At 42.1% G+C, this 18,684-nt stretch carries 18 protein-coding genes; 12 read left to right on the plus strand and 6 right to left on the minus strand.

The features are described 5' to 3' along the window. Window positions 1-40: 40 nt before the first annotated feature. The 5 genes from fucO to rhaB form a co-directional block, all read right to left on the minus strand. Window positions 41-1,195 carry a lactaldehyde reductase gene (fucO, locus tag NQ505_RS01645; protein WP_008997893.1) on the minus strand — a complete coding sequence of 385 codons (1,155 nt, stop codon included), beginning with the start codon at window positions 1,193-1,195 and terminating at the stop codon, window positions 41-43. A gap of 88 nt (window positions 1,196-1,283) precedes the next feature. Continuing rightward, window positions 1,284-2,093: a rhamnulose-1-phosphate aldolase gene (gene rhaD / locus NQ505_RS01650; protein ID WP_008997894.1), complete on the minus strand. Its 810-nt coding sequence runs from the start codon at window positions 2,091-2,093 to the stop codon at window positions 1,284-1,286. A gap of 93 nt (window positions 2,094-2,186) precedes the next feature. Then, window positions 2,187-3,206 carry an L-rhamnose/proton symporter RhaT gene (gene rhaT, locus NQ505_RS01655; protein WP_008997895.1) on the minus strand — a complete coding sequence of 340 codons (1,020 nt, stop codon included), beginning with the start codon at window positions 3,204-3,206 and terminating at the stop codon, window positions 2,187-2,189. Between the two features lie 3 nt (window positions 3,207-3,209). Beyond that, complete coding sequence (locus NQ505_RS01660; RefSeq protein WP_004299875.1) at window positions 3,210-4,466, minus strand: L-rhamnose isomerase; 1,257 nt, start codon at window positions 4,464-4,466, stop codon at window positions 3,210-3,212. Between the two features lie 46 nt (window positions 4,467-4,512). After that, window positions 4,513-5,973: a rhamnulokinase gene (gene rhaB, locus NQ505_RS01665; RefSeq protein ID WP_008997896.1), complete on the minus strand. Its 1,461-nt coding sequence runs from the start codon at window positions 5,971-5,973 to the stop codon at window positions 4,513-4,515. A 236-nt stretch (window positions 5,974-6,209) separates the two neighbouring features. Between rhaB and NQ505_RS01670 the strand changes: the two genes are divergently transcribed. The 12 genes from NQ505_RS01670 (at window position 6,210) to NQ505_RS01725 (ending at window position 17,370) form a co-directional block, all read left to right on the plus strand. Next, a complete protein-coding gene (locus NQ505_RS01670) occupies window positions 6,210-6,683 on the plus strand; it encodes an arginine repressor (RefSeq protein WP_004310466.1) in 474 nt (157 codons plus the stop codon). Window positions 6,684-6,710: 27 nt separating this feature from the next. Then, window positions 6,711-7,289 carry a GNAT family N-acetyltransferase gene (locus tag NQ505_RS01675; protein ID WP_004299851.1) on the plus strand — a complete coding sequence of 193 codons (579 nt, stop codon included), beginning with the start codon at window positions 6,711-6,713 and terminating at the stop codon, window positions 7,287-7,289. A 13-nt stretch (window positions 7,290-7,302) separates the two neighbouring features. Further along, window positions 7,303-8,511 (plus strand): argininosuccinate synthase, encoded by a 1,209-nt coding sequence (locus NQ505_RS01680; protein ID WP_004310468.1) that lies wholly within the window; start codon window positions 7,303-7,305, stop codon window positions 8,509-8,511. After that, a complete protein-coding gene (argC, locus tag NQ505_RS01685) occupies window positions 8,508-9,476 on the plus strand; it encodes an N-acetyl-gamma-glutamyl-phosphate reductase (RefSeq protein ID WP_004310469.1) in 969 nt (322 codons plus the stop codon). Before NQ505_RS01680 ends, argC begins: the two co-directional genes overlap by 4 nt. A 12-nt stretch (window positions 9,477-9,488) precedes the next feature. After that, window positions 9,489-10,610 carry an aspartate aminotransferase family protein gene (locus tag NQ505_RS01690; RefSeq protein ID WP_008997897.1) on the plus strand — a complete coding sequence of 374 codons (1,122 nt, stop codon included), beginning with the start codon at window positions 9,489-9,491 and terminating at the stop codon, window positions 10,608-10,610. A gap of 136 nt (window positions 10,611-10,746) precedes the next feature. Further along, a complete protein-coding gene (proC, locus tag NQ505_RS01695; protein WP_004299843.1) occupies window positions 10,747-11,520 on the plus strand; it encodes a pyrroline-5-carboxylate reductase in 774 nt (257 codons plus the stop codon). Between the two features lie 39 nt (window positions 11,521-11,559). Next, entirely contained in the window at window positions 11,560-12,114 is a 555-nt protein-coding gene (locus NQ505_RS01700) for a helix-turn-helix domain-containing protein (RefSeq protein ID WP_004299841.1), read from the plus strand. A gap of 7 nt (window positions 12,115-12,121) precedes the next feature. Beyond that, window positions 12,122-13,777 (plus strand): AMP-binding protein, encoded by a 1,656-nt coding sequence (locus NQ505_RS01705; protein ID WP_004324615.1) that lies wholly within the window; start codon window positions 12,122-12,124, stop codon window positions 13,775-13,777. A gap of 380 nt (window positions 13,778-14,157) precedes the next feature. Beyond that, window positions 14,158-14,808: a DUF4468 domain-containing protein gene (locus tag NQ505_RS01710; RefSeq protein ID WP_008997898.1), complete on the plus strand. Its 651-nt coding sequence runs from the start codon at window positions 14,158-14,160 to the stop codon at window positions 14,806-14,808. A gap of 49 nt (window positions 14,809-14,857) precedes the next feature. Then, window positions 14,858-15,751 (plus strand): zinc-ribbon domain-containing protein, encoded by an 894-nt coding sequence (locus NQ505_RS01715; RefSeq protein ID WP_008997899.1) that lies wholly within the window; start codon window positions 14,858-14,860, stop codon window positions 15,749-15,751. 209 nt (window positions 15,752-15,960) lie between these two features. Further along, entirely contained in the window at window positions 15,961-16,899 is a 939-nt protein-coding gene (locus NQ505_RS01720; RefSeq protein ID WP_008997900.1) for a hypothetical protein, read from the plus strand. Between the two features lie 270 nt (window positions 16,900-17,169). Beyond that, on the plus strand, window positions 17,170-17,370 hold the full coding sequence (locus tag NQ505_RS01725) for a DUF2007-related protein (RefSeq protein WP_008997901.1): 201 nt from the start codon (window positions 17,170-17,172) through the stop codon (window positions 17,368-17,370). Window positions 17,371-17,547: 177 nt separating this feature from the next. Here NQ505_RS01725 and NQ505_RS01730 read toward each other — a convergent pair whose 3' ends face one another. After that, window positions 17,548-17,982: a hypothetical protein gene (locus NQ505_RS01730; RefSeq protein ID WP_032853221.1), complete on the minus strand. Its 435-nt coding sequence runs from the start codon at window positions 17,980-17,982 to the stop codon at window positions 17,548-17,550. Window positions 17,983-18,684: the final 702 nt, after the last annotated feature.

Consider the following 18,684-nt stretch of genomic DNA (forward strand, 5'->3'; position numbering starts at 1 on the left):
CATATTATACCTTTGCTAAGTTTTATCGGACAGCAATAATTTAGAATGCTTTATGATACAAGGCTTCAATATCCGCTACCGAAGTAGGACGAGGATTACCACCTGTACAAACATCATTGAAAGCAGCTACAGCCAATGCAGGAATGTCTTCTTCTTTCACATTGATTTCATGCAATTTCTGTGGGATATTAATGCTGATAGAAAGTGCTCTCACAGCTTCAATAGCAGCTTTAACGCCCTCTGCTTCACTCATTCCGGTAGTGTCCACTCCCATTGCTTTCGCAATATGGATATATTTCGGAGCTGCCGGAGATTCAGCATTGTATTCCATCACATACGGCAACAGCAAAGCATTGGCTACCCCATGAGGAGTATCATAGAATGCACCCAACGGATGAGCCATTGAGTGAACTATTCCCAAACCGACATTCGAGAATCCCATACCGGCAATATATTGTGCCTGCGACATTGCTTCGCGAGCTGCCACATCTTTACCATTGTCTACGGCTGCTTTCAGATTTTGTGCAATCATCTCAATAGCCTTCAATTCGAACATATCGCTCATTACCCAAGCACCCGGAGTAATATAACTTTCGATGGCATGCGTCAAAGCATCCATACCGGTAGCGGCAGTCAGCCCCTTCGGCATTGAGTACATCAGTTCAGGGTCTACGATAGCCACGGCAGGAATGTCGTTCGGGTCTACGCAAACCATCTTCTTACGGGCATCTTCATCAATAATCACATAATTGATAGTTACCTCGGCAGCCGTTCCGGCAGTAGTAGGCAGTGCAAAGGTAGGTACAGCTTTGTGTTTGGTGTCAGCTACACCCTCCAGAGACTTCACATCTGCAAAATCCGGGTTATTCACAACAATACCGATTCCTTTGGCAGTATCGATAGAAGAGCCACCCCCCAAAGCTACGATAAAATCAGCTCCGGAAGCTTTGTAAGCAGCCACACCGTTTTGCACATTTGCAATCGTTGGATTGGCTTTTACATCACTATAAAGTTCGTAAGGTATCTGGTTTTCATCAAATACTTTAATGATTTCGGCAGCTACTCCAAACTTAATCAAGTCTTTATCCGTTACAAAAAAGGCTTTCTTAAAGCCACGTCTGGCTGCTTCCACAGCAATCACACTCCGGCATCCGGCACCGAAGTAAGAAGTTTCATTTAAAATAATGCGATTCATGGTTGTGCTATTTGTTTAAAGGGTTAACCGCAACACCTTCCAGGGTAGAAAATGCTACGGTTGCTAAATTCAATGACTGGTAAAAATATTATTTAGGCAGATTGAAAGCAACTGTCATTTCTTTCATCTGTTCCTGACTCATACCATCCGGCTCGAAGCCCATATTTTTCGCTGCGATATAGATGAGAGCCGATTTATTAAGTACATCGATCTGGTCGAACGCCTGCATTGCATCGCAATCTACTGCAAATACACCATGTTTCTCCCACATCACAACATCGTAATCCTGCAATTCCTTGATGGTAGCTTCCGCCAGTTCTACAGAACTAGGCAATTTATAAGGAATGATACCCAAACCACGCGGGCAGAATGCCTTTGTTTCGGGAATCATACTCCACAACAGATTGGTAGCCACATCTTTTTCCAGGAACTTCGGGCAATGTGTCATGGCAATCAGTTCAATCGGGTGTGTATGTACAGACGCTTTATAAGGAGAGTTTTTACTCAACAGGTCATTATGCACGCTCAAGTGAGAAGGTAATTCCGATGTCGGAGCCACAGCCTCGTCCGCAATAATTACGTAGCTGGCACAGTCGTCCAGAATACGGATCACCGAACCATTCTCCATTGGCCAACGAGCCAAATCGCGCATGCGCTTATTAGTTCCCTTGCAGTAGAAATAGCATCCTTTCAGATAAGGAAGAGTCACACCGATAGGTTTAACTTCACTGATCGGTTTCATCTGACGGATTTCATCGTCTACAAACTCTGTGATATTAACAGTGATATTACCACCGTTACGTTCAGCCCATCCTTTCTGCCACAAGTATCCGGCAACTTCTGCTACCTTGTTTACTTCTTTGGCAAGTCCCGGACGATTCTCTAAGATTGATTTCATTCTATATATAATTTTAATTAGGCATGGATTACACTGATTTCGTCGCAAGTTATAAAAAAACTGCGTAATCCATGTAATCCATACCTAAATTTTTTAAAACAAATTTGGGAACACTAATGAGAAGATAAGTACGATCAGACCAGCTATCAGCACAGTTATGGTCTTGTTTGACACGCCTTTCCATTCTTTCAGAATAATTCCCCAAACATTACTAAATGTGACATTCAATGCCATCAAAATACACCAGGAGAAAGCCAACAATACCGGACTCTCCGTAAGGAAACTCTTACCCATTTCCAGTCCAAAGAACTGCATATACCATAGTACACCAGCCAACGCACAGAAAACCAAATTATTGCCCCATACTTTTCCTTTAGCATAGTCACCCATCGATTTATTAGCCACATTCTGTTGCAGACAGTAAACTGCATTTGTCAGGAATCCGCCAAAGGTAACCAGGAAGATCACCGGAAGACCGGCGTAAAGCCCTTCCACTCCACCGGCTAAAGCTGCTTCCTTGATAGGTGTTCCCGCATCCAGTCCCAAAGCAAAACAAGCACTCATGACACCGGCAAGAAGTGCAACCAGCAAACCTTTTGTTAATGCGAAATCTTTTACGGCAGCACGCTTTTCTTCTTCACTCATGTTTTGTGCACGCAAGCTACCGGCATACCCGATAACGGCAATACCCGCCAATGTGATGCAAACACCCAACAAAAGAATCAACCCGTTGCCTTCAAACAAGTTTGTGCCTGCAAAAAGAGCCGGAAGAAGAGTTCCGAAACCGGCACAAGTACCCAATGAGATACTCTGTCCCAGCGCAACCCCCAGATAACGCATGGAAAGTCCGAAAGTCAAACCGCCTACTCCCCACAGGATACCATAAAAGATGCTCATTCCAGCACCTCCCGCTCCCCACAAGTCGAACAAACTACTTTCCTGGGGTACCCCCAGTAGTGAACCCAGGAACGGGAACACTAACCAGGCAAATACACCTTGTATTAACCAGAAGCTTTCCCAGCTCCATTCCTTTACCTTTTTAATAGGCACATAAGAACTGGACTGGCAAAAGCTACCGATGGCTATAATCAATAAGCCGATTAAAATATCCATAACTTATCGTTTAGAAGTTACTTCGGCTTCGTACTTTTCGATTTCTGCGATGAAATCTTCACCTACAGGAACATTATTCTTCAAGCAGAACATATCCCAAACTGCATTCCAAGGCAGCGCTTTTTCTTCTTCGAGCAGAGCCAAACGCTGGAATCCCTGTCCGTTTGCTTCGTATTCACGCAACTTCGCAATCGGTTCGAGCAAAGCACGAGTCATACATTTCTGTGCTGCACGGCTACCAATCACATAAGCGCCAATACGGTTGATAGATGCGTCGAAATAGTCAAGACCATAATGTACACGGTCCAAAGCACCGCAACGAACGATTTCGCTGAACAGTTCCATAGTCGGGTCATCCATGATAGTTACGTGGTCTGAATCCCAACGAACCGGACGGCTTACGTGCAACATCAATTCAGGAACATAAAGCAATAATGAAGATACTTTATCAGCTACACTTTCTGTCGGGTGGAAGTGACCGGTATCCAAAGTAATCATCTTATTGCGAGAAGCACCGTAACCGATATAGAAGTCATTAGAACCTACCGTGTAGCTTTCCAGGCCGATACCGAACACCTTAGATTCGATACAATCTTTCATATTCTTATATTCGGTAGCGAAAATCTGATCCAAAGAATCTTTCAACAACGCACGATATTTCATTCGGTTTACAGTGATATCCTTGCTTCCGTCATGCACCCAAAGGTTCATGATACACGGATCCCCCTGTGCCTTACCCATTTCTTCCGCAACGGCACGACAGCGTTTGGTATGTTCAATCCAGAATTGACGGATACCTTCATCAGGATTAGAAAGTGACAAGTCACCAGATTTCGGATGAGAGAAAGAGGTAGAGTTGAAATCGAGCTTCATGTTATGTTCTTTACCCCATTCTATCCAACTCTTGAAATGTTCCGGTTCCACTTGGTCACGGTCTACCACCTTACCTTGGAAATCTCCATAGATTTCATGCAAGTTCAAACGATGAGTACCCGGGATATAAGAAGCAGCTTTCAAGATGTCAGCACGCAGTTCATCAATGTTACGAGCTTTGCCCGGATAATTACCGGTTGCCTGGATACCTCCGGTCAATGAACCGGCCTGTACTTCAAATCCTGCAACGTCATCAGCCTGCCAGCAGTGAAGTGACAGATGAAAATCCTGCATAGTTTTCAATACTTTTTCGGTGTCTACACCTACTGCTGCATAACGTTCCACAGCAATTTCATACGCTTTCTGAATCAGTTCTTCTTTTTTCATGATATTCTATTAGTTTTAAAAATGATTATTCTGTCGATCGTTCTATTTATTTCCGAACGCAATTTTTAAAATGGATATAAGCCGCGTCCCAAACTTCCGTATCTTGCGGCTGATAAGTTTTCAACGGGATAGAGCGGTTGATTAACTGGCGCATACCGGCAACATCCGTTGCTTCACCTGCTGCCATTGCCTGAATCATCACATTACCGATGGCTGTTGCTTCAGATGGACCGGCTACCACAGGAATTCCTATCGCATTGGCAGTAAACTGGTTCAGCAAATCATTCCGGCTACCTCCGCCAATCACGTGCAATGTTTCAATCGGACGGGGAGAAAGTGAACGCAAATTCTCCAACACCTGGCGATAACGCAAAGCCAAACTTTCAAAGATGCAACGCACTACTTGTCCGCGTTTCTCGGGAACCGACTGTCCGGTAGCCCGGCAATATTCTGTAATAGCTTTTTCCATGTCCGCAGGATTCGCGAAACAGTCATCATCCGGATTAATCAGACTACGGAACGGTTCACAAGCATCCGCCTCACTGATTAATTCAGGATAACTTGTATCTCCCCAATTCAGACGGCAACGTTCCAGCAACCACATTCCACAGATATTCTTCAATAGACGGATAGTTCCTTCCACACCACCTTCATTGGTAAAGTTCAACGCTTCCGTTTCGGCATTAATCACCGGAGCATCCGTTTCAACTCCCATCAGTGACCAGGTTCCGCTACTCAAATAAGCAAAGTTACGATCGAGTGCCGGAACGGCAGCAACAGCAGAACCGGTATCATGTCCGGCTACTGCAATTACAGGAATTGCCCCCAGTCCGGTTATCTTTTGCACTTCTTCCGTCAATACTCCCACCTTTTCACCCGGGAATACAAAACGGCCGAAATTCTTCTCGCTCAATCCTACCGCTTTCAGCAACTCCGGCTCCAAACGTCGTGTCTGTGCATTCACCAGCTGGGCTGTCGAAGCAATCGTATATTCCGTCACCATCTCTCCGGTAAGCATATAACTCAACGCATCCGGCATAAACAGAATTTTATCTGCCGCCTCCAACGCACTGTCGTGATTGCGACGTAAAGTATCTAATTGGAAAAGTGAATTAAAATTCATAATCTGAATACCCGTTTTACCATACACTTTGCTACGGGAAATACGGGAGAAAAGAGCCTCCGGTGCTCCTACTGTATGCGGGTCACGATATGCATAAGGCTGGCGAAGCAAGTTACCGTCTTTTCCGACACATACAAAATCCACTCCCCAGGTATCGATACCGATAGAAGCAATGGATTCGCCACGATGAGCAACCAACTTCAATCCGTCAATAATGTGACGATATAATGCATAAATATCCCAATAGAAATGTCCACCTACTTCAATCAGGTGGTTAGGAAAACGATTAATCTCTTCCAGATTCAATCCGCCTTCAATGAAAGTTCCTAAGATTGTACGGCCGCTCGTTGCGCCCAGGTCGACTGCAAAAAAGTTTTGTTTCATGGTATTCTGTCTATATATTTAAGGTATCCATTTACCTACATGGCAAAGATAGGCGATTCCCTCCTCCTTTTCCTTATGTATTTTGATTGAAAGGGTATACATTTTGACACAAAACAGAAAAGCAGGCTCTCATCGTTTAGCATATTTTTCACTTTTTATGCAAAAAAACTTTGGTTTTATGCATCTTTTCTCCAAAATAATGCATACTTTTGCGCCATTCTTAGAATAATTATACAATGAAGAAGAAAGCAAATCGGTTAGACGCCATCAAAATGATTATCTCAAGCAAGGAGGTCGGTTCGCAGGAAGAACTGCTGCAAGAGCTGAACCGCGAAGGCTTCGAACTGACACAGGCCACCCTCTCCCGCGACTTGAAACAATTGAAAGTAGCCAAGGCTGCCAGTATGAACGGAAAGTACGTATATGTACTGCCGAACAACATTATGTATAAACGTTCTACCGACCAGAGTGCCGGTGAAATGTTACGTAACAACGGATTTATCTCTTTACAGTTTTCCGGTAACATTGCCGTTATCCGCACCCGTCCCGGTTATGCGAGCAGCATGGCGTATGACATCGACAACAATGAATTCAGTGAAATACTGGGAACCATTGCCGGTGACGATACAATCATGTTGGTGTTGCGTGAAGGAGTTGCCATTAGCAAAATACGTCAGCTTCTGTCACTCATCATTCCCAATATCGAATAATTATACCTATTATTATATAATAAAGAAATGGACACTCAACAAATAGATGTTATGGTAGCCGACGCCTCACATGAGGTTTACGTTGACACTATTTTGGAAACTATCAGAAATGCTGCCGCCGTACGAGGAACAGGAATTGCGGAACGCACACACGAATACGTAGCGACAAAGATGAAAGAAGGTAAGGCGATTATTGCTCTTTGTGGCGATACTTTTGCCGGATTCACCTACATCGAATCATGGGGAAACAAGCAATATGTGGCTACTTCCGGTCTGATCGTTCATCCCGATTTCCGTGGGTTAGGACTGGCAAAACGCATCAAACAGGCTTCTTTCCAACTGGCACGTCTCCGATGGCCGAAAGCAAAAATATTCAGTCTGACCTCCGGAGCAGCTGTCATGAAGATGAACACCGAACTGGGTTATGTGCCTGTCACTTTCAACGAACTGACAGACGATGAAGCTTTCTGGAAAGGATGCGAAGGATGTATCAACCATGATATTCTGGTAGCGAAAAACCGCAAGTTCTGCATCTGCACAGCCATGCTGTACGATCCGACAGAGCCGCGGAACATCAAAAAAGAACAAGAAAGAAATAACATTTAAAAGATACAGCACTATGGAAGAAAAGAAGAAAAAAGTAGTGGTGGCATTCAGCGGCGGACTGGACACATCGTTCACCGTCATGTACCTCGCCAAAGAAAAAGGTTACGAAGTATATGCAGCTTGTGCCAATACGGGTGGTTTCAGCGAAGAACAACTGAAAACAAACGAAGAAAATGCTTATAAACTGGGAGCAGTGAAATACGTGACGCTGGACGTTACCCAGGAATACTACGAAAAGAGCCTGAAATACATGGTTTTCGGAAATGTGCTGCGTAACGGTACTTATCCTATTTCTGTTAGTTCCGAACGTATTTTCCAGGCATTGGCCATCGCACGTTATGCCAATGAAATCGGTGCGGATGCCATCGCACACGGTTCTACCGGAGCAGGTAACGACCAGATCCGTTTCGACATGACTTTCCTCGTACTGGCTCCCAATGTAGAAATCATCACATTGACCCGTGACATGGCATTGAGCCGTCAGGAAGAAATTGATTATCTGAACAAACATGGTTTCAGCGCGGACTTCACCAAACTGAAATATTCTTATAATGTAGGTTTGTGGGGTACTTCTATCTGTGGTGGCGAAATCCTCGACTCCGCGCAAGGACTCCCGGAAACAGCCTACCTCAAACATGTTGAAAAAGAAGGCAGCGAACAGCTTCGCCTGACTTTCGAAAAAGGGGAACTGAAAGCTGTCAACGACGAGAAGTTTGACGACCCGATCAAAGCCATCCAGAAAGTGGAAGAAATTGGTGCAGCATACGGTATCGGCCGTGATATGCACGTGGGTGATACAATTATCGGCATCAAAGGCCGTGTAGGATTCGAAGCAGCCGCCCCGATGTTAATTATCGGCGCCCATCGCTTCCTCGAGAAATATACATTGAGCAAATGGCAGCAATACTGGAAAGACCAGGTAGCCAACTGGTACGGTATGTTCCTCCACGAAAGCCAATACCTCGAACCGGTGATGCGTGACATCGAAGCGATGTTGCAGGAAAGCCAGCGTAACGTAAACGGTACGGCTATCCTCGAGCTTCGCCCTCTCTCCTTCTCTACCGTAGGTGTAGAATCGGAAGACGATCTGGTGAAGACTAAATTCGGAGAATACGGTGAAATGCAGAAAGGCTGGACAGCCGAAGACGCCAAAGGCTTTATCAAAGTCACTTCTACTCCGCTACGTGTTTACTATAATAACCACAAAGACGAAGAGATATGATTAAAGCAGGAATCATTGGTGGCGCAGGATATACAGCAGGCGAATTAATCCGTCTGCTGCTCAACCATCCGGAAACTGAAATCGTATTTATCAACAGCAGCAGTAATGCCGGAAACAGAATTACCGACGTACACGAAGGCTTGTATGGAGAAACAGATCTAAGATTCACCGACCAGTTACCTCTGGACGAAATCGACGTTCTCTTTTTCTGCACCGCCCACGGCGATACAAAGAAATTCATGGAAAGTCACAACATACCGGAAGACCTGAAGATTATCGACCTCTCGATGGACTACCGCATTATGAGCGACGACCACGACTTTATCTACGGCCTGCCGGAACTGAACCGCCGTGCCACTTGTACGGCAAAGCACGTAGCCAATCCCGGCTGTTTTGCAACCTGCATCCAGCTCGGTTTGCTTCCGCTTGCCAAGAATCTAATGCTGACGGATGATGTAATGGTAAATGCCATTACAGGAAGTACGGGAGCCGGAGTGAAACCGGGTGCTACCAGTCATTTCAGTTGGAGAAACAACAATATGAGTGTGTACAAAGCATTCGAGCACCAGCATGTTCCGGAAATCAAGCAATCACTGAAACAGCTGCAAAACAGTTTCGATGCGGAAATCGACTTCATTCCATACCGTGGCGATTTCGCTCGTGGTATCTTTGCAACGCTGGTAGTCAAAACCAAAGTAGCGCTGGAAGAAATCGTTCGTATGTATGAGGAATATTATGCAAAAGACTCCTTTGTACACATCGTAGACAAGAACATTGACTTGAAACAAGTCGTTAATACTAATAAATGCCTGATACATCTGGAAAAACATGGTGACAAACTATTGATTATCTCTTGTATCGACAATTTGCTGAAAGGCGCCAGCGGACAAGCGGTTCATAACATGAACCTAATGTTCAATCTGGAAGAAACCGTAGGACTACGTTTGAAGCCTTCAGCTTTTTAAAAACAAAGAATTATGAAATTATTCGACGTATATCCTTTATATAACATCAACATCGTCAAGGGCGACGGTTGCAAAGTATGGGATGAGAACGGAACGGAATATCTGGATCTCTACGGAGGTCATGCCGTTATCTCTATCGGACATGCGCACCCTCACTATACAGCAATGATCAGTAACCAGGTGGCTAAACTTGGTTTCTACTCAAACTCCGTCATCAACAAGCTCCAACAAGAGGTAGCCGAACGACTAGGAAAGATTTCCGGTTACGAAGACTACAGCCTGTTTCTGATTAACAGTGGTGCCGAAGCAAACGAGAATGCTCTGAAACTTGCTTCTTTCCACAACGGACGTACTAAGATTGTATCTTTCAATAAAGCATTCCACGGACGGACGTCTCTGGCGGTAGAAGCGACTCACAATCCTTCTATTATCGCTCCTATCAACAATAACGGTCATGTCACCTATCTCCCACTCAACGATGTGGAAGCGATGAAACAGGAATTGTCTAAAGGAGACACATGTGCTGTTATCATTGAAGGAATACAAGGTGTAGGCGGTATCAAGATACCAACCACCGAATTTATGCAGGAACTCCGCAAAGCTTGCAGCGAAACAGGAACGATCCTGATTCTCGATGAAATTCAGAGCGGATACGGGCGTAGCGGTAAATTCTTCGCTCATCAATATAATGACATTAAGCCGGATATCATCACTGTAGCCAAAGGAATCGGTAACGGCTTTCCAATGGCAGGTGTCTTAATCAGCCCGATGTTTAAACCGGTATATGGCCAGTTGGGAACTACTTTTGGAGGAAATCACCTGGCATGTTCGGCAGCTCTTGCTGTGATGGATGTCATTGAACAGGAAAATCTGGTAGAAAATGCTAAGGCAGTAGGTGATTACTTACTGGAAGAGCTGAAAAAATTCCCGCAAATCAAAGAAGTGCGCGGACGCGGACTAATGATCGGCCTCGAATTTGAAGAACCGATCAAGGAACTACGCAGCCGTCTCATCTATGACGAGCATGTATTTACCGGAGCAAGCGGCACGAATGTACTTCGCCTGTTACCTCCTCTCTGTCTCAGCATGGAGGAAGCGAAAGAGTTCCTCGCCCGGTTCAAAAAAGTACTCTAACCGCTCATTTGATTAATAAACAGCCAACGATAAAAGCAGCCTTTATTAGAAATTTATTTCTTATTCTGGCTGCTTTTTGTTTTTTCGTAATTAACTGTTACCTTTGTCTGTAACAACTCATTAAAAACAAGCGTATATGAAAATAGCCATTATCGGTGCAGGAAACATGGGCGGTTCAATAGCCCGTGGCCTGGCAAAAGGAAGTCTAATAGACGATTCGGATATCATTGTATCCAATCCCAGTGCCGGAAAACTAGAGAAACTGAAAAAAGAATTTCCGGGTATCTCCACCACCAACAATAATCTGGAAGCAGCCACAGGAGCAGACATTGTCATCCTTGCCGTCAAACCGTGGTTTATGGAATCGGTGATGCGCGAGTTGAAATTAAAAAGCAAACAGATACTCATCTCCGTAGCTGCCGGCATCAGTTTTGAAGAACTGGCTCATTATGTCGTAGCACCGGAAATGCCCATGTTCCGTCTGATTCCGAACACCGCTATCAGCGAACTGGAAAGCATGACGCTTGTTGCCGCGCGCAACACGAATGATGAACAAGACAACTTCATCCTCCGGTTATTTAGCGAGATGGGAACAGTGATGCTTATCCCCGAAGATAAAATAGCGGCAGCCACCGCATTGGCATCCTGCGGTATCGCTTACGTACTGAAATACATTCAGGCAGCCATGCAAGCCGGAATCGAAATGGGACTCCGCCCTAAAGATGCCATGCAGATGATAGCCCAATCCTTAAAAGGAGCGGCCGCACTGATTCAGAACAACGACACCCACCCCAGCGTAGAAATCGACAAAGTAACCACTCCGGGCGGAATCACCATCAAGGGTATCAATGAATTAGAACACAACGGCTTCACCTCTGCTATTATCAAAGCCATGAAAGCTTCCAAATAACACCATAGAATTATTAATCATAAAATACTAACCATTTGTATGAATGAACAAATTAAACAGATAGCAGAACGCCTCCGCGGATTACGTGATGTATTGGAACTGACCGCAGAGGATATCGCCCGCGATAGTGACATTTCTGCTGAAGAATACCGGCTTGCGGAAACAGGAGATTACGACATCTCTGTCAGCATGTTACAAAAAATAGCCCGTACGTATAATGTAGCCCTCGACGCTCTGATGTTTGGCGAAGAACCTAAAATGAGCAGCTACTTTGTGACTCGTGCCGGCAAAGGTATCAGCATCGAACGTACCAAAGCTTATAAATACCAGTCACTGGCTTCAGGATTCATGAACCGTACCGCCGATCCGTTCATCGTTACCGTTGAACCGAAAGCAATCGACGAGCCGATCCATTATAACAAACATAATGGACAGGAATTCAACCTTGTCATCGAAGGACGTATGCTTATCAACATCGAAGGCAAAGAAATCATCCTCAATCAAGGAGACAGTATTTATTTTAACTCTAAACTTCCACATGGCATGAAAGCGCTCGATGGCAAAACGGTACGTTTTCTGGCAGTAATTATGTAACAACATCATGGTAGAAAGATTTTTATCACAGACCTCTTTCAGCTCACAAGAGGACTTCAACAAGAATTTGAAAATAAACGTCCCGGAGAACTTCAACTTCGGTTATGACGTAGTAGATGCCTGGGCAGCCGAACAACCCGACAAGAAGGCTTTACTTTGGACAAATGACAAAGGTGAAAGCCGCCAATTTTCATTTGCCGAAATGAAGCGTTACACAGATATGACCGCTTCTTACTTCCAAAGTCTGGGTATCGGTCGTGGGGACATGGTGATGCTGATTCTGAAACGCCGTTATGAGTTCTGGTATAGCACCATCGCCCTTCACAAACTGGGAGCAACCGTCATTCCGGCCACCCACTTGCTGACCAAAAAAGATATTATCTATCGCTGCAACGCTGCCGATATCAAAATGATCGTAGCTGCCGGTGAAGGAATCATCCTGCAACATATCAAAGATGCTCTCCCCGAGTGTCCCACTGTAGAAAAGTTGGTCAGTGTCGGACCGGAAATACCGGAAGGTTTCGAAGATTTCCATCAGGGCATCGAAAATGCCGCTCCGTTTGTACGTCCACGCCATGCGAACACTAACGACGACATCTCTCTGATGTATTTTACTTCCGGCACTACCGGCGAACCTAAGATGGTGGCACATGACTTTACTTATCCGTTAGGTCATATCGTTACCGGTAGTTTTTGGCACAACCTGAACGAGAACAGTCTTCACCTCACCATTGCCGATACCGGCTGGGGAAAAGCAGTATGGGGAAAACTCTACGGACAGTGGATTGCCGGAGCCAATATCTTCGTCTACGACCACGAGAAGTTTACCCCGGCAGCTATTCTGGAAAAAATCCAGGAATATCATGTCACCTCTCTCTGTGCACCTCCTACCATCTTCCGGTTCCTGATTCACGAAGACCTGACAAAATTCGATTTATCTTCACTCAAATACTGCACCATTGCCGGAGAAGCATTAAACCCTGCCGTATTTGAAACATTCAAGAAACTGACAGGTATCAAACTGATGGAAGGTTTCGGACAAACAGAAACAACCCTTACCATCGCCACTATGCCGTGGATGGAACCGAAACCGGGAAGCATGGGGCTGCCGAATCCTCAATATGATGTAGATTTGATTGACCATGAAGGTCGCTCTGTTGAAGCCGGTGAGCAAGGACAAATTGTAATCCGCACCAGCAAAGGCAAACCTCTCGGACTTTTCAAAGAATACTACCGGGATGCGGAACGTACTCACGAAGCTTGGCACGACGGAATTTATTATACCGGTGATGTTGCTTGGAAAGACGAAGACGGATACCTGTGGTTTGTCGGTCGCGCAGATGACGTTATCAAGAGCTCCGGCTACCGCATCGGCCCATTCGAAGTGGAAAGTGCATTAATGACTCATCCGGCTGTTGTGGAATGTGCCATTACCGGAGTACCCGACGAGATTCGCGGTCAGGTAGTAAAAGCTACGATTGTTCTATCCAAAGATTATAAAGCACGTGCCGGAGAGGAACTGATTAAGGAATTGCAGAATCATGTGAAGAAAGTGACTGCTCCTTATAAATATCCACGTGTCATCGAGTTTGTAGAAGAGCTTCCTAAGACAATCAGCGGTAAGATCCGCCGGGTGGAAATTCGAGAGAATGATAAGAAGTAAGGTATAACTAACCAATAAAAGAACGATATTACAAACAATGTAATATCGTTCTTTTCATATTTGCCAAACAACAGAATCAGTAGAGTCTATATCATAGTTCTGACTCATTGAAACTCTCTTTTTTAATAACTACTTCTTTCTACAATACACTATTGCTTTATAATACATTCCTGAAGTTAATGTCATTTCCAATCCTTTTCAAGTCAGATATTGAAGTACACTTCAACAAAAACAACTAGTTTAAATACTATTTTCATCCGCATAATCTTTGTTTTTAGCATAATAGTCACAAAACAAGAATATCGTATTTTTTCTTTATCTCAAATTTTATTATTTTTGTAAATACACAAGCAATTTAATACCTGAAATAAATTATGATTATGAACGAATATATAAAAAGAATTTCCTTTATATCTATTATAGAAATAAATAATATCACTAAGAAGATATTGATGATTCTTTTTATTGTAGTTTTATTTGGCCTATTATTTCCAATATTCACTTACGCCCAAATCAAAATTAATAAAGAGGAGTTCGAAAAAGAATACAGTAGCAAACTAGTTCTTGATAAAGATGATAATCTTGTATTTCAAAAAATACTAGAGTTTCCACAATATACAAAGGAGAAATTATATGAGATGGCCAAAAACTATATGGATTCCAGAATTCAAAAGAAATCAGTTCCATACTCTACAAATACAGATTATTCTTATTCTAATTACTCTCTCATTATAACAGAACGTAAAAATGATTTTATATGTTTCAGCAAGAAAATAGCCGGAACATGTTATGCAGCTATTGAATACATTTATAAATTAGAAATAAAAGATTATAGGATACGCGCCACAATAATTGCTCATAGGTTAGGGATTGCAGGAAGTTGGGGAGATATAAAGGATTGTGTATCCAATAAACACAATAAATATATGAGACGGATTTTATCGCAATTCGTAGACTATACAGAAGAGCTATTTGCACACACTAAAAAAGGGATTGAAACGCCACAAATGAAAATGGAGGATGATTGGTAATACATAAATTCAATTGATATTTGAAGTATCAAGTATAATACAATTTACTATGAGACGCACATTGATAACATTTTTTTTCTTCCTTTGGGGAGTATCCGAGGTCTGCATGGGACAATATTCTATTATTTCGTCTAGGAGGAACTCGTTAATTGAACAAATACAAAGTCTTAATTTACAAATCAAGAAAGAAAATAATCAATCTGAAAAGAAGATGCTTACTATTAGGAGAGATACGTTACAAAAAAAATTGGATTATATTAATCAGGCTATAGAAAAACAAAATATACGTAGTACTCCACACTTCGTAGGTGAAGAAACATCACAAGAAGAAAACAAAGCACCCGGATCAGCAGTTTCTACAGGAAAATCACAGCCATCAACAAATGACTTAGATAGGTTCAAACGAACTGTTACAAATTACATAAATCAGGGGAACAGCATCACAGCATACAACTATATAAAAAAGACATTCGAAGATAGCTACCCATCTGATCCTAATGAACAATTTGCTTTTGCAGCCTTACTGCAAGATATAATAATAGGCTTGACTAATGATGGAACAAAAGCGGCATATTCTATGGATTTTAGTACAGCCTTAGTTACAACTAGCTGTCTATCAGGGGCACATCAAATGCAGACTAGCCTATATGCGAAAGCAGCCTCTAATGGTCACGAAGGAGCTATGTTAATGTTACAGGTACAGTTGGGTTTGTCTGGTGGAGGTGTAAACACAAATCCACCAATAAATAACAGTAGCAACAAGACTCCTTCTACGACTCAAAAGACTTGCACTTTATGTAATGGGAAGGGCTGGATTGCAGGCTCCAAGACACCCACTTATGGAAATAGTGATACTCACTGGTGTAATGAATGCTCCCGCAATGTGAATGCATCACATAGCCATGATAGATGTCCATCTTGTAGTGGTAGAGGTTATAGATAATTAAACGGTTCATAGTAGGATTTTCCTAAAAATTCCCCATGTTCTTTTTCGTAAGTTCAACTAAACTATAATAATATAAGTAATCTATACTAATTGTAATAATACTTTCGGCAATATGTATGAAATATAAAGCGTTTACGACAAATTTCGAAAAGTAATATTAGCATAAACAACACTATTATAATTTAATTAAATAAATAGCACAGATTATGAAAGGACTTATTTTTTTAACAACTTTATTTTTTATGTTATTTACTGCGTGCAGTAATAATGACACTCTAGATGAGAATAATGAGAATGACGGAAATAAAACAGATGAAACATTGAAATATCCAGTCATTATAAATTCTACATTCCACTATCCAAAGGCAGATCTAGACATTCAATTTAATAACACCGATTCTGACCCAGTTACAGAAGTTGGCTGTTACATAGGAGGAGAGAAAAACTTTTCTTCTGGTTTTATGATGAACAAAAAGGCTGTAAATCCCCAAGAGTCTACTATAACTCTTACGACAGGAAGCGTAACAGCATTAGCAGACAGATATCTTCTACCATATATTATTACAACTCAAAAAGGAAAAATATTTGGACGTGTACATATCTTCAATACCAATCATCAAGAATGTTCAGAGTATTGTGATTTTAATCCTAAAGATCCTAATATCATGTCTGAAATATTAAAAGGATATCGTGGTGAGACCTCTAGTGGAGGTTCGTCTTCTGGAGGAGGTTCGTCTGTATCACCAGAAGGAGTTTCTAGTTTTGTAATCAATGCAACTCGTAAAGAACGAGTTCTTAATGCCAAATATATTGGCACTAATAAAAAGTACCTTCTTACTATAAGGGAATATAGCGAAGTGACATATAATTGGAGTTGTTCTGATCCAAAAGTAGAAGGTATTCTTATAACACGTTCAGCTGTCAAACCGACCAATGGAGTAAAGTGTACCGATTTTAAAGCCATCTATCAACCACGTAATGGAGAATATATAGTCAAAGAATGGCAAGAGACTACTAGTTATGCAGATTTTTATATTTGGACTTATAGTTCTGGATACCAATATTCAACAACGTCTTATAATGTAAGAAAATATATTGAAGGAGTTCGTGATTATACAAAATGGAGTAGCACTCCTTACTTATAATCGCTCTTCATTGACCTATATTCTAAGCTCCAGGTATATCTAATAATGAATATATCTGGAGTTCTTAGTTTATTTCATCCTCATTTGCTTTTGCATCCAATATCAGCCACCAGAGTTTATAAAAAACAGAATACTACAAACTGGTCAATTAATACAAATCCTGATTCAATGAATCATTTGTATACTATATATGAAACAATATTGCACCTCTATGTTGCTTTTCTCTCTTATCTTTGTCGCTGTAAAAAACAGCATCACACTAAAAAGATTATGATTACAAGTAGAAAGATTTCTCAAGTCAATGTTTTTGCTGGTAGTCCTTGGGAAGCAGCCAGCGTAAAGAGTTTATTGAATGCAGCCTATATTCAGGTTTCAACGAAAGACAATGGTTTAAACAGTATCTTGATATCTGTTCCTTGCGAATACTATACTGCGGCCATGCGTGTAATTAGAAATAGAAAAGTTTCATAGGTTTTAGGTTTACATATAAATTGGATGATTCTTATTGTCAGCAGGAGGGATTTTCCAGATAGCAAATGATTATCAAGCTGTTACATGCTGACAATAAGCTATGACAATAGGCTGACAATAAAAAGTTCGTACTTTTATTGTCAGCCTGTTATTTAATAGATTAAATTCACAGCAGAATTATAGAATTCGTTTCAATCTCCTGCATATCTTTCTGATCCAGCAGTTGCTACAAATAGCGTTGTCCGACATAGAATTCTTCTCGAAGGATCGCAGTCTTTCGTATTGTTCCTCCACCATTTTCCATAAACCGTCCAGTCGCGAACTTTGGCCTCTAATTGCCATTAATTCCTGATCCCGCATATTCAAGAGTGAAGCATACAATCTGCTGGTTTTGTTTTTTTCCATGCAAAGTTGCTCTAACTCATCGACATATTCAGACGTAATTCCCAGCTTAGTCCGTTTTATGAATTGCTGGATACTATCATCATCTACGGAAACAGTATCATTCTCATAAGACACTGTGACTTTTTTCATTTCCACCCAAAGCCAGATATACTCTTTTTCGAGTCGGTATTTCTCGGCTGCCGCTTCTATGCTAATCCATTGTGACATAGTGTTTGTTTTTAATTTGTTATACAACAAGGAATAAATAGCACTCTACTGATGTTGATTCAACAAACATTCGCGCTTTTTGTATTCCGGGCGGACTGGGAATTGGGGTTGGGGAGTTTTAAGGGTTATGAAACCAACCGGGTACAAGAAAAGCGTGAATGCTGTTGAACCATTATCCATACTTGAGGCCTAGCAAACCTTTCCAAAAGATAATGATAACAACAGACATCCACGCTAATCGTTTATATATAACACATCCTTCATCGATATGTTGATATACGACCGTTCACGTGGAATATCTGTTGAATCATCCCTCTTTGGAAAAGAAACTTGCTAGATTTCAAGTATGAAGGACAATACAATAATATTCCTATTTCAAAATAAATAACGCTTCTTACTTATTCCACCACGCTGATGAACAGAAAGCGTATGACAAAGATATGCTTTTTTTTTGAAACAAAGTGGAAATACGGAAATAAATACAGGAAGTTTTGTATTGATAGAGAGGAAGTTCAATATTAGCAAATAGCATATAAGAAATATGAACTCACTACGAAGCAAATGTCGCCCCCCGTTAAATGAATACTACGCATCCGGTATCTTTAACTCAACAAGCAGGTATTGTTCTGCTAAAGCGCCGATATCTTTAACTCACCACGGCCGTGGTAACTTCTTCCCACAGCCGTGACGAATTCCTACCAC

It is taken from the genome of Bacteroides sp. D2 (assembly GCF_025147085.1).
GTDB lineage: Bacteria > Bacteroidota > Bacteroidia > Bacteroidales > Bacteroidaceae > Bacteroides.